The 23,384-nt window shown below is 70.6% G+C and carries 21 protein-coding genes, 1 pseudogene and 1 riboswitch; of the genes and pseudogenes, 9 read left to right on the top strand and 13 right to left on the bottom strand.

Annotated features, from left to right (window positions below; translation table 11 throughout):
* Positions 1-20 precede the first annotated feature (20 nt).
* Complete coding sequence (locus tag ACFY9E_RS21930) at positions 21-449, top strand: SRPBCC family protein (RefSeq protein WP_390986513.1); 429 nt, start codon at positions 21-23, stop codon at positions 447-449.
* Positions 450-508: 59 nt separating this feature from the next.
* Here the strand turns inward: ACFY9E_RS21930 and ACFY9E_RS21935 are convergent, their stop codons facing one another.
* Positions 509-1,144, bottom strand: a complete 636-nt coding sequence (locus tag ACFY9E_RS21935; RefSeq protein ID WP_390986516.1) for a helix-turn-helix transcriptional regulator — start codon at positions 1,142-1,144, stop codon at positions 509-511.
* 167 nt (positions 1,145-1,311) lie between these two features.
* On the opposite strand from ACFY9E_RS21935, the gene ACFY9E_RS21940 reads away from it, so the two are divergent.
* On the top strand, positions 1,312-2,130 hold the full coding sequence (locus ACFY9E_RS21940; protein WP_390986519.1) for a PhzF family phenazine biosynthesis isomerase: 819 nt from the start codon (positions 1,312-1,314) through the stop codon (positions 2,128-2,130).
* 50 nt (positions 2,131-2,180) lie between these two features.
* Here the strand turns inward: ACFY9E_RS21940 and ACFY9E_RS21945 are convergent, their stop codons facing one another.
* Both ACFY9E_RS21945 and ACFY9E_RS21950 read right to left on the bottom strand, forming a co-directional pair.
* Complete coding sequence (locus ACFY9E_RS21945) at positions 2,181-2,981, bottom strand: type II CAAX prenyl endopeptidase Rce1 family protein (RefSeq protein WP_390986521.1); 801 nt, start codon at positions 2,979-2,981, stop codon at positions 2,181-2,183.
* Positions 2,982-3,049: 68 nt separating this feature from the next.
* Complete coding sequence (locus tag ACFY9E_RS21950) at positions 3,050-4,567, bottom strand: glutamate-cysteine ligase family protein (RefSeq protein WP_390986524.1); 1,518 nt, start codon at positions 4,565-4,567, stop codon at positions 3,050-3,052.
* A 542-nt stretch (positions 4,568-5,109) separates the two neighbouring features.
* On the opposite strand from ACFY9E_RS21950, the gene ACFY9E_RS21955 reads away from it, so the two are divergent.
* The 3 genes from ACFY9E_RS21955 (at position 5,110) to ACFY9E_RS21965 (ending at position 7,552) form a co-directional block, all read left to right on the top strand.
* Complete coding sequence (locus tag ACFY9E_RS21955; RefSeq protein ID WP_390986527.1) at positions 5,110-5,694, top strand: hypothetical protein; 585 nt, start codon at positions 5,110-5,112, stop codon at positions 5,692-5,694.
* Between the two features lie 419 nt (positions 5,695-6,113).
* Complete coding sequence (locus ACFY9E_RS21960; RefSeq protein ID WP_030835828.1) at positions 6,114-6,317, top strand: DUF5999 family protein; 204 nt, start codon at positions 6,114-6,116, stop codon at positions 6,315-6,317.
* Between the two features lie 209 nt (positions 6,318-6,526).
* A complete protein-coding gene (locus ACFY9E_RS21965) occupies positions 6,527-7,552 on the top strand; it encodes a substrate-binding domain-containing protein (protein WP_390986529.1) in 1,026 nt (341 codons plus the stop codon).
* 61 nt (positions 7,553-7,613) lie between these two features.
* On the opposite strand, the gene ACFY9E_RS21970 is transcribed toward ACFY9E_RS21965, so the two are convergent.
* The 4 genes from ACFY9E_RS21970 to ACFY9E_RS21985 all read right to left on the bottom strand — a co-directional run bounded on the left by ACFY9E_RS21970 (position 7,614) and on the right by ACFY9E_RS21985 (position 11,857).
* Positions 7,614-8,663 (bottom strand): endo-1,4-beta-xylanase, encoded by a 1,050-nt coding sequence (locus ACFY9E_RS21970; RefSeq protein ID WP_390986532.1) that lies wholly within the window; start codon positions 8,661-8,663, stop codon positions 7,614-7,616.
* Between the two features lie 57 nt (positions 8,664-8,720).
* Positions 8,721-9,485 carry an ABC transporter permease subunit gene (locus ACFY9E_RS21975; protein WP_390986658.1) on the bottom strand — a complete coding sequence of 255 codons (765 nt, stop codon included), beginning with the start codon at positions 9,483-9,485 and terminating at the stop codon, positions 8,721-8,723.
* A 74-nt stretch (positions 9,486-9,559) separates the two neighbouring features.
* A complete protein-coding gene (locus ACFY9E_RS21980) occupies positions 9,560-10,558 on the bottom strand; it encodes an ABC transporter permease subunit (protein ID WP_390986535.1) in 999 nt (332 codons plus the stop codon).
* 6 nt (positions 10,559-10,564) lie between these two features.
* A complete protein-coding gene (locus tag ACFY9E_RS21985; RefSeq protein WP_390986538.1) occupies positions 10,565-11,857 on the bottom strand; it encodes an extracellular solute-binding protein in 1,293 nt (430 codons plus the stop codon).
* A 422-nt stretch (positions 11,858-12,279) separates the two neighbouring features.
* Here ACFY9E_RS21985 and ACFY9E_RS21990 point away from each other — a divergent pair, with 422 nt between their 5' ends.
* Positions 12,280-14,259 carry an amino acid transporter gene (locus ACFY9E_RS21990; protein ID WP_390986541.1) on the top strand — a complete coding sequence of 660 codons (1,980 nt, stop codon included), beginning with the start codon at positions 12,280-12,282 and terminating at the stop codon, positions 14,257-14,259.
* Between the two features lies 1 nt (position 14,260).
* Here ACFY9E_RS21990 and ACFY9E_RS21995 read toward each other — a convergent pair whose 3' ends face one another.
* Positions 14,261-14,857 (bottom strand): DUF1707 domain-containing protein, encoded by a 597-nt coding sequence (locus tag ACFY9E_RS21995; protein ID WP_390986543.1) that lies wholly within the window; start codon positions 14,855-14,857, stop codon positions 14,261-14,263.
* Positions 14,858-14,985: 128 nt separating this feature from the next.
* Between ACFY9E_RS21995 and ACFY9E_RS22000 the strand changes: the two genes are divergently transcribed.
* Complete coding sequence (locus tag ACFY9E_RS22000; RefSeq protein ID WP_390986546.1) at positions 14,986-15,381, top strand: TOBE domain-containing protein; 396 nt, start codon at positions 14,986-14,988, stop codon at positions 15,379-15,381.
* Between the two features lie 76 nt (positions 15,382-15,457).
* Positions 15,458-15,877 (top strand): annotated as a pseudogene (locus tag ACFY9E_RS22005) (molybdopterin-binding protein).
* A gap of 65 nt (positions 15,878-15,942) precedes the next feature.
* Here the strand turns inward: ACFY9E_RS22005 and gcvP are convergent.
* Entirely contained in the window at positions 15,943-18,828 is a 2,886-nt protein-coding gene (gcvP, locus tag ACFY9E_RS22010; RefSeq protein WP_390986549.1) for an aminomethyl-transferring glycine dehydrogenase, read from the bottom strand.
* A gap of 175 nt (positions 18,829-19,003) precedes the next feature.
* Positions 19,004-19,098: riboswitch (glycine riboswitch) on the bottom strand.
* 112 nt (positions 19,099-19,210) lie between these two features.
* On the opposite strand from gcvP, the gene ACFY9E_RS22015 reads away from it, so the two are divergent.
* Positions 19,211-19,585, top strand: coding sequence for a PRC-barrel domain-containing protein (locus ACFY9E_RS22015; protein WP_390986552.1), 375 nt, complete (start codon positions 19,211-19,213; stop codon positions 19,583-19,585).
* Here the strand turns inward: ACFY9E_RS22015 and ACFY9E_RS22020 are convergent.
* The 4 genes from ACFY9E_RS22020 to ACFY9E_RS22035 all read right to left on the bottom strand — a co-directional run bounded on the left by ACFY9E_RS22020 (position 19,504) and on the right by ACFY9E_RS22035 (position 23,359).
* Positions 19,504-20,958: a DNA polymerase IV gene (locus tag ACFY9E_RS22020; protein ID WP_390986555.1), complete on the bottom strand. Its 1,455-nt coding sequence runs from the start codon at positions 20,956-20,958 to the stop codon at positions 19,504-19,506. The two genes, ACFY9E_RS22015 and ACFY9E_RS22020, sit on opposite strands and share 82 nt — an antisense overlap.
* Positions 20,959-21,083: 125 nt before the next feature.
* Positions 21,084-21,767 (bottom strand): MerR family transcriptional regulator, encoded by a 684-nt coding sequence (locus ACFY9E_RS22025; RefSeq protein WP_390986558.1) that lies wholly within the window; start codon positions 21,765-21,767, stop codon positions 21,084-21,086.
* Positions 21,768-22,062: 295 nt separating this feature from the next.
* On the bottom strand, positions 22,063-22,536 hold the full coding sequence (locus ACFY9E_RS22030) for a bifunctional nuclease family protein (protein WP_003988851.1): 474 nt from the start codon (positions 22,534-22,536) through the stop codon (positions 22,063-22,065).
* Positions 22,537-22,621: 85 nt separating this feature from the next.
* A complete protein-coding gene (locus ACFY9E_RS22035; RefSeq protein WP_390986561.1) occupies positions 22,622-23,359 on the bottom strand; it encodes a MerR family transcriptional regulator in 738 nt (245 codons plus the stop codon).
* Positions 23,360-23,384 lie beyond the last annotated feature (25 nt).

Genomic DNA, 23,384 nt, shown 5'->3' on the forward strand with positions numbered 1-23,384 from the left:
CGATACGAAGAGGTGGTCGCATGGCCGAAGTCAGCGCGGAGGCACGCATCGGGGCGCCGGCCGAGAAGGTGTGGGCGAGACTCACGGACTGGTCCGCGCACGGCGAATGGAACGCGACCCACACGAGTTTCCCGGCGGGTGGTCCCGTGCCTCTCGCAGTGGGCGCGACGTTCCAGGAGAACATGCGGCTGATGAACTTCCCGGCCGAGGTGGCCTGGACCGTGGAGGAGCTGGAGCCGGCCCGCGTGCTCGCCATCCGCGGCAAGGGCCCGATGGCGGTGACGGTCGCGACGCGCTACACCCTCACGCCCGACGGCGACGCCACGACGGTCCGCATCGACGGCGAGTTCACGGGGGCGACGGTGTCCCTGATGGCGGGCAAGCTCAAGGACTCGGCCACGGCGGCCCTGCACGAGTCGCTGCGCAGGCTGGACGGCCTGGTGACCTGACACCCGGCACGCCGAAGCGCCCCGGGAGGGATCCGGGGGCGCTTGGTGTCCCGCGTGGTTCAGTCCTCGTCGGCGAGGATGAGGTACAGCTTCTTGCGGGCCTCGTTGATGACGCCGAGCGCCTTCTCGCGCTGCTCCTTGCTGCCGGTCTTCCAGACCTGACCGAAGGCCTCCATCAGACCGAAGCCGGCCTGGCGGATCTCACCGAGGGCCTCCCAGTCGACCCCGCGGGAAGCCTCCTCCCAGGGGGCCTCGGGCCCCTCTCCGGCCGCCTCGCGGCCCGCCTCGGTGAGCGAGAACAGCTTCTTGCCGCCCTCGGAGGCGCTGACGATCAGCCCTTCGTCCTCCAGCAGCTGGAGGGTGGGGTACACCGAGCCGGGGCTGGGCTTCCACGCCCCGCCGCTGCGCTCGGCGATCTCCTGGATCATCTCGTAGCCGTGCATCGGCCGGTCCTTCAGCAGGGCCAGGATCGAGGCGCGTACGTCACCGCGCCGCGCCCTTCCCCTCGGTCCTCCGCGCCCTCGCCCGCCCCAGGGGCCGGGGCCGAAGCCCGGTCCACCGGGTCCGCCCCAGCCGGGGCCACCCGGGCCGCCGGGCCCGAACGGACCGAAGGCCGCACGCAGCCCTTCGAAGCCGCCCCGGCCGTGGTGGGGGCCGCCGTGTCCATGTCCACGCTCGAATCCGTGGGTACGCATCACAACCACTCTCCATTCCATCGTTGATCTGTCGCGATGCTTCAACGATATATCGGTAACACTCGACTGACAAGGACCGGCTCGCGGGACCCGGCCGGCGGAAACCGGGCCGCCAGTCGCGAATTGGCCTTGGCCTGCGGCTTCGGCGGAGCCCTAACGTCGCGGCCATGCGGATCCGAATCGTCGACGCCTTCACCGATCGCCCCTTCGCCGGCAACCCGGCCGGGGTCCTGCTCCTGACCGACACGGACGCCTTCCCGGACGACACCTGGCTGCAGAACGTCGCCCTGGAGGTCAACCACGCCGAGACGGCCTTCGCCCACCCGTTGCCCGAGAGCGCAGGGGCCGACTGGGCGCTGCGCTGGTTCACGCCGGCCACCGAGGTCGCGATGTGCGGCCACGCGACCCTCGCCACCGCCCACGTCCTGCACACGACCGGCGCCCACGCGGGCCCGGTCCGGTTCGCCACCCGCAGCGGCGTCCTGGTCGCCACCCCCGCCGCGGACGGCTCCGTCACCATGGACTTCCCGACGGCCCCGCTCACCCGGACCGATCCGCCCCGCGGCCTCGCCGAGGCCCTCGGCACCGAGCCGCTCACCGTCCTCGACACCGGCCCGAACGTCGGCGACCTGCTCGTCGAGATCGCCGACGAGAAGACGGTGCGCGCCCTCCGCCCCGATCTGAAGGCCCTCGCCGCCCACTCCGAGCGCGGCGTCATCGCCACCGCCCGGGCCGAGGACCCCGCCCGGGGCTACGACTTCGTCTCGCGCTGCTTCTTCCCGAACGTCGGCATCGACGAGGACCCGGTGACCGGCAGCGCCCACACCGCACTCGCCCCGTTCTGGTCCGAGCGCCTGGGCCGTCCGGGCCTCACCGGACTCCAGGCCTCACCCCGCTCCGGCCGGGTCCGCACGGAACTGCGGGGCGAGCGCACCCTGCTGACGGGCAGGGCGGTCACCGTCATCGAGGGCGACCTGATGGCCTGAGACGAGAAAGGGGGCGTACGACGGTGTCGTACGCCCCCTTCCGCACCGCCTCAGGCCGTCGGCAGCCAGCCCACCTTGCCCGCCAGCAGCGCGTACCCGACGAACGCCCCGATGTCGAGCAGCGAGTGGGCCACCACGAGCGGGCCGACGCGACCCCAGCGGCGGTAGAGGTGGACGAAGACGACGCCCATGACCATGTTCCCGATGAAGCCGCCGATGCCCTGGTAGAGGTGGTACGAGCCGCGCAGCACGGCGCTGCCGGCCAGCGCAGCCGTCGGAGTCCAGCCCAGCCGGCCCAAGCGGCGCAGCAGATAGCCGACGACGATCACTTCCTCCAGCACGGCGTTCTGGATCGCCGAGAGGATCAGCACCGGGTACTTCCACCACACCTCGGGCAGCGCCTCGGGCACCACGGTGAGGTTGAAGCCGAGGCCGCGGGCCGCGAGGTAGAAGGCGATGCCGGTGCTGCCGATGACGGCCGCGATCGCCGCCCCGCGTCCCAGGTCGGGCCAGGGGCGGGTGCGGTCGAAGCCGATGGTGCGCAGGCTCGCGCCCTCGCGCAGCAGGAAGTGCGCGACGAGCGCGACGGGCACGAGGGCCGTGGTGATCCCGAAGAGCTGCCAGGCGAGGTCGAGCCAGGGCCGGCCGGGCGCGGCCGAGGCGTTCATCGTGGCCGCCTGGTCCTTGAGCCCGCCCGGCTTGGTGACCGACCCGACGAAGCTGATCAGCGCGGACACGCCGCTCGCGCCCAGCGAGAGCGCGAGGACGAGCAGTGTCTCGTGGCGGAGCATCCGCCGTGAGAGCCCCTGCTGGGGAATGGAATCGCCCACCGGGCTCGCCTCCGCCTGCACACCCGCCTCCACTTCACCGACCTGTCGGATCAGTATGGCGGCAGCGGAATGTCACCCCGGCGGCGGCGTCAGCCCAGCGACACCGGCTCCGGCAGCCCCACCGGCCAGTTGTGCACCGGCTCTCCCTTGTGCATCAGCTCGCGGTAGCGCCGGGTCGTGGCGGCCAGGGCGTCCTCCCGGGAGAGGCCGGCGTCCAGTGCCTTGTGGAAGGTGGCGGCCTGCCAGCTCGCCCCGTTCACACGGCGGCGGCACCGTTCCTCGATCACGCCCAGGTACAGATCGCGGTCGGCCGGCTCGACACCCCAGGCGTCCAGCCCGGCCTCGGCCAGCGGCAGCAGCTCGTCACGGATCAGGCTCACCGCGTCGACCTCGGTGGTGCCGCTGTACCGGCCGCGCCGGGGCCAGGTGAAGCGGGCGTCGATGCCGTCCTTGCACGCGGCGTCGAAGTTGGCGGCGGCCGCCTCGAAGGGCAGCCGGGACCACACCGGCCGTGACTCCTCCGCGAGCGCCCGGACGACGCCGTAGAAGAAGGCCGCGTTGGCGATGACGTCGACGACGGTGGGGCCGGCCGGCAGGACGCGGTTCTCCACGCGCAGGTGCGGGACGCCGTCGGCGATGCCGTAGACGGGGCGGTTCCAGCGGTAGATCGTGCCGTTGTGCAGGACGAGTTCGGCGAGCGAGGGCGTGCCGCCCTGGTCGAGGACCTCCAGCGGGTCCTCGTCGTCGCAGATCGGCAGCAGGGCCGGGTAGTAGCGCAGGTTCTCCTCGAAGAGGTCGTACGCCGAGGTGACCCAGCGCTCCCCGAACCAGGTACGCGGCCGGACGCCCTGGGCCTGGAGCTCGGGCGGGCGGGTGTCGGTGGACTGCTGGAACAGCGGGGGCCGCGACTCACGCCACAGCTCGCGGCCGAAGAGGAACGGCGAGTTGGCGCCGACGGCGATCTGCGCGGCGGCGACCGCCTGGGCCGCGTTCCACACGTCGGCGAAGCGGGCCGGGGTGACCTGGAGGTGCAGTTGCACGGAGGTGCAGGCGGCCTCGGGCGCGATGGACTTCGAGGTGCAGCTCAGGTGCTCCACACCGTCGATGTCGAGGGTGAACTCCTCGCCGCGGGCGGCCACGATCTGATCGTTGAGGAGGGTGTAGCGGTCGACGTCGGAGAGGTTCGACGACACCAGGTCGTCACGGTCGAGAGTCGGCAGAATACCGATCATCACAATACCGGCGTCGACCTCGCCCGCTTTTCGGTCGGCATATGCCAGCGACGTACGGAGTTCCTCCGCGAGCCGGTCGAATACCCGGCCCCCCAGACGGTGTGGGGGGATGTTCACTTCCAGGTTGAACATGGCGAGTTCTGTTTGGAAATCACGACTCGCGATGCGCTCGAGGACTTGCCCGTTCAACATTTTCGGCATGCCGTCGGCGCCTGCGAGATTCAATTCGATCTCCAGCCCCATGAGGTTCTGGGGGCGATCGAACCGCTTCTCCGCCAGGAGTCGCTCCAAGCCCGTCAGACACTGACGCAGCTTGTCGCGGTAGCGCTGGCGATCGGACAGGTCGAACCGGCCTGCCACGACCTTCTCCCCCATCGAAGCGTCCCTTCTCGGTGATGCGGGCCGGGATCCGGCTGCCTGGGTCCCGGTCAGGTGGAGGATGCCCAGCGAAAGCGATCGATAACGTCCCGGGCGGGTCCGTCGGCCGCTACGCTGGCCATGTGTGACCGGTGGCACATTCACTCGGCATGAAGCACCGGACAGGTTTCGGGTGCCGCGAACTCGTGAAAAACGCCGACAAGAATACGCCGACCGGCTCGCGGACATTCACCGAGGTCATCGCCGTGCACCCCAGCCTGGAATCGGGATGATTCTCGCGTATCGCCGACCGAATGTACCCTTGTTCTACTCACCGGAAACGGCTAGACGAAACACAGTCTGAACCCGTGTCGTATAAACTCCGCGAACAAGGTAGAAGGTTGGCGCCCACGGTCGATGGGTCCTGCCGCCGAGGCGACGCGGACCCCACCCCCCTCTCGTTCGAGACCCGGCCCCTGCCCTTCTGACCCTCGTGAGCTGACAGCGCCGTCCGCCCCCGCCCTCGCGCCACCGTGCCTTTGAATGAGAGGCGACCCACCATGCCGCTGCATGTCCCTCCGGCTCCCGCGCCCGCACTCCGTTCCGTCCTGACTGCGCTCTCCTCTCCCACCGCGGTCCGCGAGGCGCGAACTCCCTCCCTGCTCGGCACGCAGGGACCCGCCACACCCGAGCTCCCCCTGCCCGTGCACGTCCTCGACCACGTCACGGCCGAGGGCGTCTCCGCGACCCGGCTGGCCGGGTGGCGCTTCCTGATCCGTTGCGGCGACCGCGCCGTGGCCGCGGCGGAGACCAGGCTGACTCCCGACGGCTGGGCCTTCTCGCACTTCTTCGAGGGTCCATACATCACCTCCACCGAGCGCGCCCTGCGGCAGGCGGAGACGATGCCGCAGCCGTACCAGCCCCGCCTGCTGTCGGTGCCCAGCCTGTACATGCTGACGCTCTGGCTGCACGAGGACTGCACCGCGGACGGTGCCGTCGGACACCCCGCCGCCACCGACCTGCTCGTCCCGCTGGCGCCCGCACCTCCCGGCATCGCGGCCCACCGTCCGCACCGCGTCGCCGAACTGCTTCCGGTGCTGACCCACCGGGCGGCTCCCACCAGACTGCTCGGCTCGCCCGCCTGAAGAGCCGCGAGTTCCCCGTACCCCGTCGCCGCATTCCGGCGGCGGGGTCGTTCTTTTGCCGCCCGGCCGCTCACACGAACGTCTTTTCGCTCATACGATCGCTCTTCAGAGCACTTTATGGCTCGTACGAGCCGGAATTGCCGTCGGCCCGAGTGGACTAGCCCTATCCGGCCACTGCGAACCACCCGAAGGGACGGCCCAGTTGGGATGAACCGCCCACGCGGGTGATGCGTCCTGAACCTGTGAGAAGCGGTGCCGCGAAATCCCTGCGGATCGACGCCCGTGGGGCAACACTGGGTTCCGACGACTTATCACAACGGGGGGCGGCCATGAACGACACTTCTAGCCGCGGAACAGACACGACCGACTCAGCCGACGCAGTCTCTTCGTCCATCTCTACCCAGCGAAAGATCCCACCCATGTGCCAGCACCAGACCCAGTGCCCCTCAGCCGACTCCGCCGACCGGGAATCCGCCCGCCTCGTGGCGCACCACCCGGAGCAGGGATGGAGCCTGCTGTGCAACGGCGTGGTGCTCTTCGAGGACACCGGCGAGCTGCTGCCGGACGGGCGGGCCATCGCCCCGCACCGTCCGCTGGCGGGCCAGGTGATGACGGCCGCCTGAGGCCGCTCGGCGGGGCGACGCCTCGTCGGCAGAGACGAGGGGCCGGCCGCGGGACACCCCGCGAACCGGCCCGACGCATATCCCGGGGTCGTCACTTTCCGTCACGCGCGGCCACGTCCCGTTCCCGGCCCGTACGCCTTCCCACGGGTGCCCGTCTTCCGGAAGACTCCTGGACGTTTCGCGGTCACCCGTCGACGGAGGTGGGGCAAGTGGGAGCACGTGGGGCCGACGCCGGGGGCAAGGTCACGATCACGGAGATCGCCCGGCAGGCCGGCGTGTCCGTACCGACCGTGTCCCGGGTCGTCAACGGCCGGTCCGACGTGTCGCCGCAGACCCGGGCCCGCGTCGAGGACCTGCTGCGCCGGCACGGCTACCGCAAGCGCCCCGCGGCTCCCGGCACCCGTGCCGCCCTGCTCGACCTGGTCTTCGACGACCTCGACAGTCCCTGGGCCGTGGAGATCATCCGGGGGGTCGAGGAGGTCGCGCACGCGGCCGGGGTCGGCACGGTGGTGTCGGCCATCCACGGGCGGTCGGGTGACGCCCGCGAGTGGATGCGCAACCTGCGGGCCCGTGCCTCCGACGGCGTCATCCTCGTCACCTCCGCCCTGGACCCGACGCTGCACGAAGAGCTGCGGATCCTGGGCGTGCCCCTGGTGGTCGTCGATCCGGCGGGGTCGCCCTCCCTGGACGCCCCCACGATCGGCGCCGCGAACTGGTCGGGCGGCCTGGCGGCCACCGAGCACCTGCTGTCCCTCGGACATCGCAGGATCGGCCTGATCGCCGGCCCGCCCCGCCTGCTGTGCTCCCGGGCCCGGCTGGACGGCTACCGCGCGGCCCTGGAGGGCGCCGGCATCGCGCCGGACGCGTCCCTCGTGGTCACCGGCGACTTCCGCCCCGAGTCCGGTTTCACCGCCTGCACCACGCTGCTCGGCCTGCCCGAGCCGCCGACCGCCCTGTTCGCGGCCAGCGACCAGATGGCACTCGGCGCGATCGAGGCACTGCGCCGGCACGGGCTGCGGGTGCCGCAGGACATGAGCGTGGTCGGCTTCGACGACCTCCCGGAAGTCCGCTGGTCGGCGCCGCCCCTGACGACGATCCGCCAGCCGCTGGCCGACATGGGCAAACTGGCCGTGCGCACGGTGCTCCGGCTCACCCGCGACGAGCAGCCGGACTCACCGCGGGTGGAGCTCGGCACCGACCTGGTGGTACGGGCGAGCACCGCACCTCCGGCCTGAGCTTCGTCATGAGGAACGGCGCCCCGCCACCCCCTGTCCGGCAGGGCGCCGCCCACCCCCGCTACCGCCCCCCGAGGGCCTCACGCAGCGCGAAGTACGCGGGCTTCGGCCTCAGTTCCTCGTCCCACGGCAGGGCCGCGCCCTCGCCCGGGAAGACCGCCGGGATCCACGAGTACTTGTCGGTGTAGTCCCACAGCGTGATGCCGACGCACCGGCGGACCGCCAGGCACGCCTCGGTCAGGTCGGCGTACCACTCGGCCTGCTGGGCCAGCTTCTCCTCGGTCGCGGGCAGCTGCATCCGTATGTCGACCTCGGTGAGGGCGGTGTCCAGGCCGAGCCGGGAGAAGCGGCGGAGGTTGTCCTCCACGGTGTCCGGATAGCCGTACTGCAGGGCCAGGTGGGCCTGGAGGCCGATGCCGTGCAGCGGGACGCCCGCGGCCTTCAGCTCTTTGGCCAGCCGGTGGTAGGCGTCGCTCTTCGGGCCGATCCCCTCGATGTTGTAGTCGTTGAGGTACAGCTTGACGCGCGGATCGGCCTGGTGCGCCCAGCGCAGGGCGTCGGCGATGTAGCCGGGCCCGAGGGTCTTGTAGAAGACCGACTCGCGGTACGTACCGTCCTCGTTGAACGCCTCGTTGACGACATCCCAGGCGAACACCTTGCCCCGGTAGTGCCGTACCTCCGTCTGGATGTGCTTCTTCAGTACGGCTCTCAGCTCCGGGGCCGTCCACTCCCTGCTCGTGATCCACTCGGGCAGCTGGCTGTGCCAGACCAGGGTGTGGCCACGCACCTTCTGCCGGTTGGCCCGGGCGAGATTCACGATCTCGTCGCCCTGGGAGAAGTCGAACACGCCCTGCTGGGGCTCGGTGGCGTACCACTTCATGCCGTTGCCGGGTGTGATCTGGTCGAACTCGCTGCCGAGCAGGGCCTTGTAGGGCCCGTCCACGAGCTCGGGATTGTCGGTGGCGCTGCCGAAGTAGCGGCCGTGCCGCTGGGCGAGGTCGGCGAGGGTGGGCTGCTGGTGACCCGCCTGGGCGGGCGTGCCGGCGCCGATGCCTGCGGCGACCAGGAGCGCCGTGACGGCGCCGACGAGTCTCAGACGATTTTTGCGCATGGTGCGACTCCTCACGACAGGGACGGGGAGAACAGAGCCGTACGTTCGCGGCGCGCGTCAGCCCTTGGTGGCGCCGGCGGTGAGGCCGCCGACGAGCTGGCGCTCGGCGACGGAGTAGAACGCGAGGGCGGGGACCATGGCCAGCACCAGATAGGCGAAGACCTTGGCGTACTCCGCGGAGTACTGCCCCTGGAACTGCTGGACACCGATCGGCAGCGTCCACCACTGCGCGTCGGTGAACACCAGCAGCGGCAGGAAGAAGTTGTTCCAGCTGGTGACGACGGCCAGCACGGAGACGGTGCCGAGCGCGGGCCGCGCCATGGGCAGCAGCACCCGCCAGAAGAAGCCGAACGAGCTGCACCCGTCGAGCGTGGCCGCCTCCTCCAGCTCGCCGGGGATCTGCCGGAAGAAGCCCCGCAGGATGATGATCGTCATCGGCAGTCCGAAGGCGGCCTGCGGAAGGATCACGCCGAGCGGGTTGTCCAGCAGGTCCAGGGAGCGCAGCAGCAGGAACAGCGGCAGGGCCGCCACCGCGAACGGGAACATCAGCCCCATGGTGAACAGCGTGAACAGCGCCTCACGGCCCCGGAAGGCGAACCGTGCGAAGGAGAAGGCCGACAGGGCGGAGACCGCGACGATCAGGACGGTCGTGCCCACCGCGATCAGCGTGCTGTTGCCGATCAGCCGCCAGAAGTTCCCCGAGCCGAGGATCTGGGTGTAGTTGGAGGTCACCCACGACTCGGGCAGACCGACCGGGTTGCGGGAGAGCTCGTCGGTGGACTTGAAGCCGGAGAGCACGGCGTAGAGCAGGGGGACGGCCATGACCGCTCCGACGACGGTCAGAACGAGGTGCAGGCCCCAGGCCTTGCCGCCCCCGCGGGTCTTCTGACTGGTGGTCACTTTGCGTCACCTCGCATGGTCGTGGTGGCCCCTTCCAGGTCGCGCCGGAGGACGAACCGCTGGTAGGCGAGGGCGAAGACGAGGCTGATGCCGAACATGACCACGCTGATCGCGCTGGCGTAGCCGACCTGGTAGCGCTTGAAGCCGTACTGGAACATGGTCACGGCCATGGTCTCGGAGTGGTGGTCGGGGCCGCCCGCGGTGGTGACCCACACCAGGTCGAAGAGCTGGATCGCCCCGATGACCGACAGGAAGACGCTGATGCGCAGGGTGGGCGCGAGCAGCGGCAGGGTGACATTGCGGAACCGCTGCCAGGCACTCGCCCCGTCGATGAGGGCCGCCTCGGTCAGTTCCCGGGGGACCGCCTGGAGTCCGGCCAGGTACAGCATCATGTGGAAGCCGAAGTACTTCCAGGTCATGACCAGGAACAGGGTCGCCATGACGGTGGACGGATCCGCGAACCACTCACCGCCCAGCCCCTCCAGCCCGATCCTGCCGAGCACCTGGTCGGCGAACCCGTCGTCCGGGGCGAAGATCATGCCGAAGAGGATTCCGGTGATGGCCTCGGACAGGACGTAGGGGGCGAAGAAGAGCATCCGGTACACCGCCCGCCCGCGCATCCGCTGGTTGAGCAGGACGGCCATGGCGAGCGCGAACGGCAGCTGGACGGCGAGCGACAGCACCACGAGGACCAGGCAGCGCCACAGGTCGCCGAGGAAGACGTCGTCCTGGAAGAGCCGGGTGAAGTTCTCGCCGCCGATGTAGTCGGAGGGCATGCCGAAGCCGCCCCAGCGGAAGAACGCGGCGTACAGGGCGAACAGCATCGGCAGCAGCACGAGCCCCGTGAAGAGCACCAGGGCCGGGAGTTGGAAGCCGGCCGCGGTGAGCCAGTGCAGCGCGCGCCGTCGGGTCCGCCCCGTGGGCCGGTCCGCGGCCGGGGGCGGGGCACCGACGCCGGTACCGGTCCGTTTGTCCGGCAGGAACGTGGAGGTCATCGCCGGTTACTGCTCTTCCTTCGCGGTCTTCGTGATCGACTGGGCGACCTGCCCCGGCGACTTGGAACCGGCGATGAGCGCGGCCACGCTGTCGTTGACCTCCTGGCCGACGGCGGGCGCGTACGCCTGGTCCAGGTAGAGCTGGAAGCCGGTGGCCGCCTTCAACTGGGCCTGTACGGCCTTGATGTTGGGGTCGGCGATGGCGCTCTCGGCCGCGGGCACCACGGGAAGGACACCGGTCTTCTTGACCAGTTCGAGGTCGGTGGCCTCGGACGCGAAGAACTTGAGGAAGTCGACGGCCTCCTGCGGGGCGCCCCGGCGCAGTGCGTGCCCGCCGCCTCCGCCGAACACCTCGGTGATGGCGCCCTTGCCGCCCTCGACCGCGGGGAACGGGAAGAATCCGAGGTCCTTGCCGAGCCCCTTGCCCGCGTCGGCCTGGACCGTCGGCGCCCACTGGCCCATGAGCTCCATCGCCGCCTTGCCGTTGCCGACGGTGGCGGCCTGGCCGGTCGGGGTGGAGTAGGCGGCGCCCAGGTGTCCCTTCTGGAACGGCTGGAGGCCGACGAGTTCCTTCAGGTGCTCGCCCGCCTCGACGAAGGGCGCACCGGTGAAGTCCTTGGCGTCGTAGGCCTTCTGGAGCGCCTCGGCGCCGGCGGTGCGCATCGCCAGGTAGGCCCAGTAGTACATGCCGGGCCACTTCTCCTTGCCGGCCAGTGCCAGCGGGGTGACCTTGGCGGCCTTGAGCTTGCGTACGGCGTCGAGGAAGTCGTTCCAGGTGGTCGGCGGCCCGGCTATGCCGGCCTTCTCGAAGAGCGCCTTGTTGTACCAGAAGCCGATCATGCCGATGTCGAACGGAATGCCGTAGGCCTGGTCGTCGATCAGATACGGCTCCCTGGCGACCGGCAGCAGGGCGTCACCCCACGGTTTGGTCCGGTCCGTGAGGTTCTCGACGAGCCCGGCATCGACCTGCTGCTTCAGCACGCCGCCGCCCCAGGTGTGGAAGATGTCGGGCAGCTTCCCGGAGGCGGTCAGTGCCGTCATCTTCGACTTGTAGGCGTCGTTCTCCAGCTGGACGATCTTTATCTTGACCTTGGGGTTCTGCGCCTCGAACCTCCGGGCGAGGGCGGCCCAGACGTCCTTGGACGGCTGAGTGGTGGAGATGTTCCACCACTCGATGGTGGTCGTCCCCGACGCCCCTCCGTCCGAGTCCCCGCCGCATGCGGTCAGTGCCGTCATCCCCAGACCGGCCGCGGCGGAGGCCGCCAGGAAGCCGCGGCGGGACAGTGCGGGGTCGCCCATCATGCGCTCCTCGAAAGTTTCGAATGAGATCCAGAAAGCTTCGTTGTTGCCGCACCCTAGAGACAGCGGCCAAACGGTGGCAACCCCTTGTGCACGGTGAATCTTTCACTGCCAGAGGCAGCGGACGAGGGGTGCGAAACATTCGGAGTACCCGACGAACGTTACGGGGCGTGAGTGACGGCCATCACACAGGGTGGCCGCCGGTCGGCCGACGGATCGGCGCCGCCCTCCCGCAGGGCAGGACCCCCCCATCCCTCAGCTCGCGTTCTCCCTGGTACGGGAGCCCCGGCCGGCAGTCTTAACGGAAGCTTGACGCTCCTACCCCTCTCATCCACGGGCCACTGCATCACGCTCCGCTTACGCTGATCGGGCCGTCCAGTGATGGCCGGAAACACGCTGAACCGCACATCGGGAGCACGTCGATGGCCACCACCGAGAACCCGGCACCGAGCCGTCCTGAGCCCACTCCACCCGGCCGCCTGCGTGCCTGGATGCTGGAGGGCCTGTCCGACATGGGCAAGAGCGGCAGCCACACCGGGCCCCACGCCGAGCCGGAGCCCCCGCACCGGGGGCAGCCCTGGTGGCGGGTGATGTGCCTGACCGGTGTCGACTACTTCTCGACCCTCGGCTACCAGCCCGGCATCGCGGCCCTCGCCGCCGGACTGCTGTCTCCGGTCGCGACCGTCGTCCTGGTCGTCGTCACGCTGGCCGGCGCCCTGCCCGTCTACCGCCGCGTGGCCGAGGAGAGCCCCCACGGCGAGGGCTCCATCGCAATGCTGGAACGGCTGCTCTCCTTCTGGCAGGGCAAGCTGTTCGTGCTGACCCTGCTGGGCTTCGCCGCCACCGACTTCCTCATCACCATCACCCTGTCGGCCGCCGACGCCTCCACCCACCTCGTGGAGAACCCGCATCTGACCGGCGTCCTGCACGACCGGCAGATGCTGATCACCCTGGTCCTGGTGGCCCTGCTGGGCGCCGTGTTCCTCAAGGGCTTCCTGGAGGCGGTCGGCGTGGCGGTCGCCCTCGTCGGCGCCTACCTCGCGCTGAACGTGGTCGTGGTGATCGTCGGCCTCTACCACGTCGTCACCGCGGGACATGTGGTCGCCGACTGGTCCAGCGCCCTCACCGCCCAGCACGGCAGCGTCTTCGCGATGATCGGCGTCGCCCTGCTGGTCTTCCCGAAGCTGGCCCTCGGTCTCTCCGGGTTCGAGACGGGCGTCGCCGTGATGCCGCACGTCAAGGGCGACCCCGACGACACGGAGGCACGGCCGGCCGGCCGCATCCGCGACACGAAGAAGCTGCTCACCACGGCCGCACTGATCATGAGCGTGTTCCTGATCAGCACCAGCTTCATCACCACCCTCCTCATCCCGGAGAGGGAGTTCGAGGCGGGCGGCCAGGCCAACGGCCGTGCGCTCGCCTACCTGGCGCACGACTACCTGGGCAACACCTTCGGCACCGTCTACGACGTCTCGACGATCGCCATCCTGTGGTTCGCCGGCGCGTCCGCGATGGCCGGCCTGCTCAACCTGATGCCGCGCTACCTCCCCCGCTACGGCATGGCCCCGCACTGGGCCCGAGCGGTACGGCCCATGGTCATCGTCTTCACCCTGATCGCCTTCCTGGTGACGTGGATCTTCGACGCCGACGTCAACGCCCAGGGCGGCGCCTACGCCACCGGTGTGCTGGTCCTCATCAGCTCCGCCGCGATCGCGGTGACCATCGCCGCCCGCAAGGCCCGCCAGCGGAAGTGGACCATCGCCTTCGCCGTGATCTCCGCGGTGTTCCTCTACACGACCGTGCTCAACGTCATCGAGCGCCCGGACGGTGTGAAGATCGGCGCCTGCTTCATCGCCGGCATCATCCTGGTGTCCCTGCTGTCACGGCTGGCCCGGGCGTTCGAACTGCGCGTGACCGGTGTGACCCTGGACGACACGGCGGAGCGCTTCGTCCGGGACCTGGCCGGCCGCCGGATGCGGTTCATCGCCAACGAGCCCGACCAGCGCGACATCACGGAGTACCGCGACAAGATCGAGCAGATCCGGCACGACAACGACGTACCCGGCCAGGAGGACTTCGTCTTCGTCGAGGTGACGGTCACCGACCCGTCCGAGTTCGAAGCGGGCCTGACCGTACGCGGCGAGGTCCTGCACGGCCGCTATCGGGTGCTCACCCTGGAGTCGACCTCCATTCCCAACGCCCTGGCCGCGCTCCTGCTGTATGTCCGCGACGCGACGGGCCGCACCCCGCACATCTACTTCGAGTGGACCGAGGGCGGGCCCTTCGCCAACCTCCTGCGCTTCTTCCTGTTCGGCCAGGGCGAGGTCGCCCCGGTGACCCGCGAGGTCCTGCGCGAGGCGGAGCCGGACCGGAAGCGGCGGCCGAGGGTGCACGTGGGCTGAGTCAGGCGGTCGCCCGCCTGCGGCCGAGGCCCCTGCGCGGCGGGCGCACCACGACCTGCCCGTAGTGAATCTCACCCGTGATCCGTATCCGCAGCAGGACGGGGGCATCGGCCGGCCGGCGCGCCTTGATCTCGGAGTAGCGCATCACCAGAGCGCCGGTGTCCACCACGACACCCGGCCGGATCAGCAGCTTCAGGGCGCCGGCCCGCAGGTCCAGGTCGATGTCCAGCGTGTCGTGCATGATCACCGCGTCGGTGAGGTCGAGCGTCACCTCGCCCCACGCCGAACGGATCTCCAGCCGCCGCGGCACCGTCCAGCCGTCACCCCGCCGGGTCGAAGCCCCTTCCTGCCGGATCCGGACGACGTCCTCCACCCCGACGGACGCCTGGCCGGCCGCCGCGGGCAGATCCGCCGTCAGCACGAGGAGCTCGCCGACCGTGCGGGCGGACAGCGCGGCCTCCAGCCGCTCGTCCAGCTCCTCCAGGGTCAGCCGGCCGTCGCCCGCGGCGACGCGCAGCACGTCCACGGTCCGGTCCCGGTCCGCGTGCGACGCCCTCATCCCGGGCGATTCACCGGTCCGCGCGATCTCGGCCGCCATCACTCCACCCCCGATCTCCCGGGCACACCGCCCGGCCCACCCACTCGACCACTAACGCTATATCGCGTTATACCCAACGGCCAACCCCGCATCCGCCGTTCCCTCCCCCCACCCCTATCGTGACCGGCATGCAGTCCTACACGATCGGCCAGGCAGCACGGCTGCTCGGCGTGAGCCCGGACACCGCCCGGCGCTGGGCGGACGCGGGCCGCATCACGACCCACCGCGACGAGGCCGGGCGACGCCTCATCGACGGGCGGGACCTGGCCGCCTTCTCGGTCGGACTCGCCCGGTCCGGCACCGCCGAAGAGGACACCCCGTACACCTCGGCCCGCAACGCCTTCCCCGGCATCGTCACCGCGATCAAGCTGGGTGACGTCGCCGCCCAGGTAGAGATCCAGGCCGGTCCGCACCGACTCGTCTCGCTGCTCACCCGCGAGGCGGTGGAGGAACTGGGCCTCGAGGTCGGCATGGAGGCGACGGCCCGCGTGAAGTCGACGAACGTCCACATCGACCGCGTCTGAGCCCGGGGGTGACAGCGGAGCCGACGCAGGCCCGAGCGTCCCCGGCTCGACGGGGCCGCCAAACCACCGTGCGCCCGTGAGCCTGAGCATCCGCAACCAGCTCCCCGGTACCGTGACCGCCGCCGGCCCCGGCGAGGCCATGGCGACGGTCGGGGTCCGCCTCACCGGCGGCCGGAACCTCACCGCGGCGATCACCTGAGAAGCCGCACAGGACCTCCGTCTCGCCCCGGGCACCGCCGGTGCGCGCCCTATGAAAGTCCACGGAGGTCTCACCGGCCACGGCCCCCCTCGAAGGCCCGTCGATCCGCAACCAACTCCCCGGTACGGTCACGGGCAGCACGGCCGGCGACGCGATGGCGTCCGTCCGCGTCACGGCCGAGGGGGCGAGCTGACCGCCGTGACACCAGGGACACCGCGGACGACCTCGCGCTGTCGCCCGGGACCCCCGTCGTCGCCCTTGATCAAGGCGACCGAGGTGTCACTCGCCACCGCGTGAACGCGCCGGTGAACGGCGGGAGGGGCCCCGCACAGCGGAGCCCCTCCCGGTGAACGGTCGGCCGGTCAGTCCTCGTACGCGTCCAGCGGCGGGCAGGAGCAGACGAGGTTCCGGTCGCCGAAGGCCTGGTCGATACGGCGCACCGGCGGCCAGTACTTGTCTGCGGCCGACACCCCGGCCGGGAAGACGGCCTCCTCGCGGCTGTAGGCGTGCTCCCACGCCCCGGCGAGCGCGCCGGCGGTGTGCGGGGCGGCGCGCAGCGGGTTGTCCTCCGCGGGCCACTCGCCGGAGCCGACCTTCTCGATCTCCGCGCGAATGGCGATCATGGCCTCGCAGAAGCGGTCCAGCTCGGCCAGGTCCTCCGACTCGGTCGGCTCGATCATCAGCGTCCCGGCCACCGGGAACGACATGGTCGGCGCATGGAAGCCGTAGTCGATCAGCCGCTTGGCGACGTCGTCGACGCTCACTCCGGTCGCCTTGGTCAGGGGCCGCAGGTCGATGATGCACTCGTGGGCCACGAGACCGCCGGGGCCGGTGTAGAGCACCGGGTAGTGCGGCTCCAGCCGCTTGGCGATGTAGTTGGCGCTGAGCACGGCCACCTGCGTGGCCCGCTTCAGCCCCTCACCGCCCATGAGCCGGACGTACGCCCACGAGATGGGCAGGATGCCGGCGGAGCCCCACGGCGCCGCGGAGACGGGTCCGACACCCGTCTGCGGGCCCGCCTCGGGCTGCAGCGGGTGGTTCGGCAGATAGGGGGCGAGGTGCTCGCGCACCGCGACCGGGCCGACTCCGGGACCGCCGCCGCCGTGCGGGATGCAGAAGGTCTTGTGCAGGTTCAGATGCGAGACGTCCCCGCCGAAGTGGCCGGGCTTGGCGAGCCCGACCAGCGCGTTGAGGTTGGCTCCGTCGACGTAGACCTGCCCGCCCGCCTCGTGGACCTGGGCGCAGATGTCGGCGACGTGCTCCTCGAACACACCGTGGGTGGACGGGTAGGTGATCATCAGCACGGACAGCTCGTCGCGGTACTGCTCGATCTTCGCCCGCAGGTCCTCGACGTCGATCTCGCCGTCCTCGGCGGTCTTCACGACGACGACCTTCATGCCCGCCATCACCGCGCTGGCCGCGTTGGTGCCGTGCGCGGACGACGGGATCAGGCACACCGTGCGCTGCTCGTCCCCGTTGGCCCGGTGGTACCCGCGGACGGCGAGCAGACCGGCCAGCTCGCCCTGCGACCCGGCGTTCGGCTGGAGGGACACCTTGTCGTAACCGGTGACCTCGGCGAGTCGGTCCTCCAGTTCGTGGATGAGGGTGAGGTAGCCGGCGGCCTGCTCGGCGGGAGCGAAGGGGTGCAGCTGCCCGAACTCGGGCCAGGTGACCGGCTCCATCTCCGTGGTCGCGTTGAGCTTCATGGTGCAGGAGCCCAGCGGAATCATGCCCCGGTCGAGCGCGTAGTCGCGGTCGGCCAGCCGGCGCAGGTAGCGCAGCATGGCGGTCTCGGAGCGGTGCTGGTGGAAGACGGGGTGCGTCAGGTAGTCGTCGGTCCGCAGCAGGGCGTCCGGGAGGCTCTCGTCCGTGGCCGCGTCCAGCGCCTCGATGACGCCCTCTACCCCGAAGGCGGCCCACACGGCCCGCACCTGGGCGCGCGTCGTGGTCTCGTCGCAGGCGATCGAGACGTGGTCGGCGTCGACGAGACGCAGGTTGACCCCGTGGTCCCGGGCGGCGGCCACGACCTCGGCGGCCCGGCCCTCGGCACGCACGGTCAGGGTGTCGAAGTAGGAGCCGTGCACGACCTCGACACCGCCGTTCGCCAGCCCGGCCGCGAGGACCGTGGCGTACCGGTGGGTGCGCCGCGCGATGCCCTTCAGCCCCTCCGGGCCGTGGTAGACGGCGTACATGCCGGCCATGACGGCGAGCAGCACCTGAGCGGTGCAGATGTTGCTGGTGGCCTTCTCACGGCGGATGTGCTGCTCACGCGTCTGCAGCGCCAGCCGGTAGGCCTTGTTCCCGTCGGCGTCCACGGACACGCCGACGAGCCGCCCGGGCAGGCTGCGCGCCATCTTGTCCTGGACCGCCATGTAACCGGCGTGCGGGCCGCCGAATCCCATGGGCACACCGAAGCGCTGCGTCGTCCCGACCGCGATGTCCGCTCCGAGCTCACCGGGCGACTTCAGCAGCGTCAGCGCCAGCAGATCGGCGGCGACGGTGACGAGCGCGCCGAGCTCGTGCGCCCGGTCGATGACCGGCTTGATGTCGCGCACGGCACCGGAGGCGCCCGGGTACTGGATCAGCACGCCGTTGATCTCGCGCTCGGCGATCCCGGCGGGGATGCCGTCGCCGAGGTCGGCGACGACCACCTCGACGCCCGTCGGTTCCGCCCGGGTCCGGATCACGGCGATGGTCTGCGGCAGCGCGTCCGCGTCGACCAGGAACAGGCCCTTCTTGTTCTTGCCCAGGCGCCGCGACAGCGCCATGGCCTCGGCGGCCGCGGTGCCCTCGTCGAGCAGCGAGGCACCGGAGGTCGGCAGCCCGGTCAGGTCCGCGACCATCGTCTGGAAGTTGAGCAGCGCTTCGAGCCGGCCCTGCGAGATCTCCGGCTGGTACGGCGTGTAGGCCGTGTACCAGGACGGGTTCTCCATCACGTTGCGCAGGATGACCGGCGGCGTGAACGTGCCGTAGTAGCCGAGGCCGATCATGGAGTCGAGGACCTGGTTGCGGTCGGCGAGGGAGCGCAGCTCGGCGATCACCTCGGCCTCGCTGCGGGCGCCCGGCAGGTCCAGTGCCTCGGCGCTCGCGATCACGGCCGGGACCGCGGCGGCGGTGAGCTCGTCCAGCGAGCCGTAGCCGACGTGCGCGAGCATCTTGGCGCAGGCCTCGTGATCGGGGCCGATGTGGCGCTGCGCGAAGGGGACTGCCTCTTCGAGCTCGGAGAGCGGAATGCGGTGGGCGGTCATTACGGAGGCCTCCTGGTCGACACGACCTTCGAGGGGCACCACGGCACGGGTACCCGAACGGCCTCCCCCTCTGTCATCTCAACCTGAGAGCTTCACCGGATCGCCCGAAGGCCTCCGGTTTTCACCGTCGGTGAGAGCGGAAGCCGTCGACACCCGCCCTGCTTTCCAGAGTGACCTCGTCCGTGCGGTACGTGAGCCTGAGAGATTCCGGGGAGGATTTGCTCCTTCGGCGCCTCCATGACGTCTGGAGGACTCTCCCGCACGGGGTCAACAGCCGCTGCCAGCGTACCAGCGCGGTCAACGCACGAACCTTCGAGTGGCCGCATCCCCGCTTGTGCCGTTTTGTAGTGCTTACGGATGAGGTGCGACCAGTGGAGGGCCCGTGCGAACCGATATCGATCCGCGCAACCTGATCGGCCGCAAGGCGTTCGACCGCAACGGGACCAGGATCGGCACGATCGACGAGGTCTACCTCGACGACGCCACCGGCGAGCCGGAGTGGGCGGCCATACGGACCGGCCTGTTCAGCAGGGACGCCTTCGTCCCCCTGGAGCCCAGTGAACTGATCGACGGCGCCCTCCACGTCCCCTTCGAGCGCGCCCTGATCAAGGACGCCCCCGACTTCGGCGTGGGCCGCCACCTCTCCCCCGATCAGGAACTGCAGCTTTACCACCACTACGGTCTCGACGTCGCCGCCCCGCCCCCGCTCCCGGACCACGACTTCGGCAAGCTGGCGGGCACCGACGAAACCGCGTGACCCCCCGCGCCGGGCACCGCGCCTCCCCCGTCCGGCTCCCGTAACACCAACGGCAACGGATCCGCCGCCTCCAGATCCGGATCGTCGACCCGGAAGGTCCGCACGCGCCCCGGCTCCGAGGAGGGCGTCTCGAACCGCACGGTGACCCGCCCCAGGCCGCTGCCCTGCACCCAGCCGTGCCCGAACTCGGCGTGCCGCACGTCGTGCCCGGCGGGCCATCTGCGCTCGGCGAGCGCCGGCTGCTCCTCGGCCGGCGTCGCCACGTGCTCCTCGACCGGGCCCTGCGCGACCGTCCGCTCCCCCGCCGCCTGCGCGAACAGGTCCTCCTGCGTGTAGTCGGCGAGCCCGCTGACCCCCACCCCGAGCAGCCGCACCCCGCCCGTGGTGTCGACCGAGTACAGCAATCGGGCCGCCGCCTCCCGGATCACCGCGGGATCGTCCGTCGGGCCGCGCAGCGTCTCGGACCGGGTGAGCGTCGAGAAGTCGTAGCGCCGCACCTTCAGCACGATGGTCCGCCCGGACAGCCGGGCCTCGCGCAGCCGCCGCACGCATCGCTCGGCCAACCGCTGCACCTCCATTCCGACGCGCGTCCGGTCGTGGATGTCCACGTCGTAGGTGTCCTCGACGGACACCGATTTCGCCTCGCGCTCCGCCACCACGGGCCGGTCGTCCCGCGCCAGCGCCATGGCGTACAGACCGTGCCCGTGCGCCTTTCCCAGCAGCCGGACCAGCTCGTCCTCGCCCGCCTCGACGATCTCTCCGACCGTGGTGATCCCGGCCCGCCGCAGATGGTCACCCGTGGCCGGCCCGACCCCCGGCAGCGTCCGCACCGACATCGGCGCGAGCATCGCCCGCTCGGTCCCCGGCTCGATCACCACCAGCCCGTCCGGCTTGGCCTCCTCCGAGGCGATCTTCGCGAGCATCTTGGAGGCGGCCAGCCCCACCGACCCCGTGAGCCCTGTGACCGCCCGGATGTCATCGCGCAGCTTCACCCCGGCCAGCCGCGCCGACCGCTCGTCCCAGGCCACCTGGCCGGCCTCCAGGTCGACGAACGCCTCGTCCAGGCTCAGCGGCTCCACCAGCGGCGACAGCGCACGCAGCAGCTCCATCACACGCTCGCTGATCGACCGGTAGAAGGAGAAGCGCGGCACCAGGTACGCGGCATTCGGCGCGAGCCGCCGGGCCTGCCCCATGGGCATCGCCGAATGCACCCCGAAAACCCGCGCCTCGTACGACGCGGTCGCCACCACGCCTCGCGGCCCGAGCCCGCCCACGACCACGGCCTTCCCGCGCAGACTCGGCTTGGACGCCTGCTCCACCGAGGCGAAGAAGGCATCCATGTCCAGATGCAGGATCGTGGGCGCGGCTCTCACACCTCCGATGCTGCCCTACGCCACTGACAACACCTCGCGCGACCACCCGGATCGCCCCGCGGGAAACCGCTCACGGCCCGGTGCGGCAACGTCCCGCCCCTTGTGGCCGGCCTCTTCCCGACGGCTCAGACGGCCCGGTTCCGGCGACGCGCCAGCTCGTCCGCCGGGTTGGGCCCGACCAGGGTCTCGCCGGTGTCGATCCGCTCGCCGTGCAGCTGGGACAGCGCGCTCTCGACGTCCCGCCACACCACGCCCACGGCGATCCCGAACACGCCCTGGCCGCCCTGGAGCAGGGCATGAACCTCGTCGGGCGAGGTGCATTCGTAGACCGTCGCGCCATCGCTCATCAACGTCATGCGCTCCAGGTCGCTGAAACCGCGTTCCCTGAGGTGCTGGACGGCCGTGCGGATGTTCTGCAACGACACCCCGGTGTCGAGGAACCGCTTGACGATCTTCAGGACGACCACGTCACGGAAGCTGTACAGCCGCTGCGTCCCGGACCCGTAGGCGGGGCGCACGCTCGGCTCGACGAGCCCGGTGCGGGCCCAGTAGTCCAGTTGCCGGTAGGTGATACCGGCGGCCGCACAGGCCGTGGGGCCGCGATAGCCGATCTGCTCGGACGCCATGGACGCCGTCCCTCCGCTGCTCGGCACCGCCGTCGGTCGCTGCGGAGCGCGATCGGCCGCGCCACCGGGCTGGGGGCACCCCCCACCCGGGAGGGGCCGTGAGCCGGGGGGAGGGTACGGACCGCTCGCCCTGAGACTGCGCTCGGGGCCGCCCCCAGCCGTACCGTCGCCGCTGCTTCTCACGCCGACCTCCGTCCTTGACCTGCCTTCTCGACGGTAGGCAGTCACCAGGGGTGCGTCAACGATCGCCACACTCGCCACGCCGAGTGATAATCACCCTGAGAGTGGTTTCCCGTGCCCCACCGCGGGGAAAGGCTAGCCGAATGTGGTCGGAACGGACCGCGTGACGCTCGCACTCGCCACCGGCACATGCGGGCATTTCACCCCGTCACACACACGGAGGGCGACCCTGCCGCGGACCACGTCGTCCGCCGGGCCGCCCACACGACTCACCGACCACTGCCGCCGACCGCGGAGCTCACTGACTGCTGCTACCGAAGTCCTCCGGGGAGATCTGGTCGAGGAACTCGCGGAACTTCTCCACCTCGTCCTCCTGCTCGTCCGGGATCGCGATGCCCGCGTCGTCGAGCACCGTGTCACTGCCGTAGATCGGCGTCCCGGTGCGCAGCGCGAGCGCTATGGCGTCGGACGGACGGGCGCTCACCTCGACGCCGCTGGCGAAGACCAGCTCCGCGTAGAAGACGCCCTCACGCAGATCCGTGATGCGCACTTCCGTGAGCTCCTGGCCGACCGCTTCCAGCACGTCCTTGAAAAGGTCGTGGGTCAGCGGCCGCGCGGGAGCCATGCCCTGCTGGGCGAAGGCGATCGCCGTCGCCTCCCCCGGTCCGATCCAGATGGGGAGGTAACGGTCGCCTCCCACTTCACGCAGCAGCACGATCGGTTGGTTGGAGGGCATTTCGACCCGGACACCTACGACATCGAGCTCGTTCACACAGCAACCCTAGGCCGTGCTCGGGACGTTTGGGTAGTCGGGCCCGGACCGAGCGCCTGATCCGGCCCCCGAACGCCCGGCCGCGTCAGGGCAGCCGCACCCCGAGCGCCGTCTGCACCAGCGCGGCGTGCAGCTTCACCGTGAGCCCCGCCAGTTCCTTCGTACGGTCCTCGGCGTGAGCCCTGGTCTGCGGATTCCGGTGCCGCCTCAGCGGGGCCACCACCTGGTCCACGAGGCCGGCCTCACGGTCGGCGGCGGCCTTCATCACCCGCAGGTGCCGCGGCTCGATCCCGAACCGCCCGAGTTCGCCGATGAGCGAGGCGACCGTGACCGCCTCCGCGCCGTAGGCCCCGTCCTCCAATGGAGTGAGCAGCCCGTAGGACTCCCACTCCTTGAGCTCCTGCTCGTCGACCCCGGCGGCGGCGAGCAGCTCCGCACGCCCGATCCTGGCCACCGTGGGCCCCCCGGACGGCTCGTGCGCGGCTTCACCGTCCCGCTGACGGCACACGACCGGCAGTGGGACCGCATCGCCGCGCTCCATGGCCTCCAGGTGCTCCCTGATCACCTTCAGGGGCAGATAGTGGTCCCGCTGCATCCTCAGGACCTGCCCGAGACGCTCGACGTCGCGGGCGCTGAACTTGCGGTACCCCGACGGGGTCCGCTGCGGCTCGATGAGCCCCTCCGACTCCAGGAAACGGATCTTGGAGATGGTCACTTCGGGGAACTCGCCGCGCAGCACGTTCAGCACTGTGCCGATACTCATCAGCCCACTGTCCGTGGCGGCGGCGCCGTGCCCGGCACCGCCGCTCGGTGTTTGAAGCATGGACCTTCCCTGACGGACGGACCTT

The sequence above is a fragment of the Streptomyces sp. NPDC012466 genome (genome assembly GCF_042955215.1).
Lineage (GTDB): Bacteria > Actinomycetota > Actinomycetes > Streptomycetales > Streptomycetaceae > Streptomyces.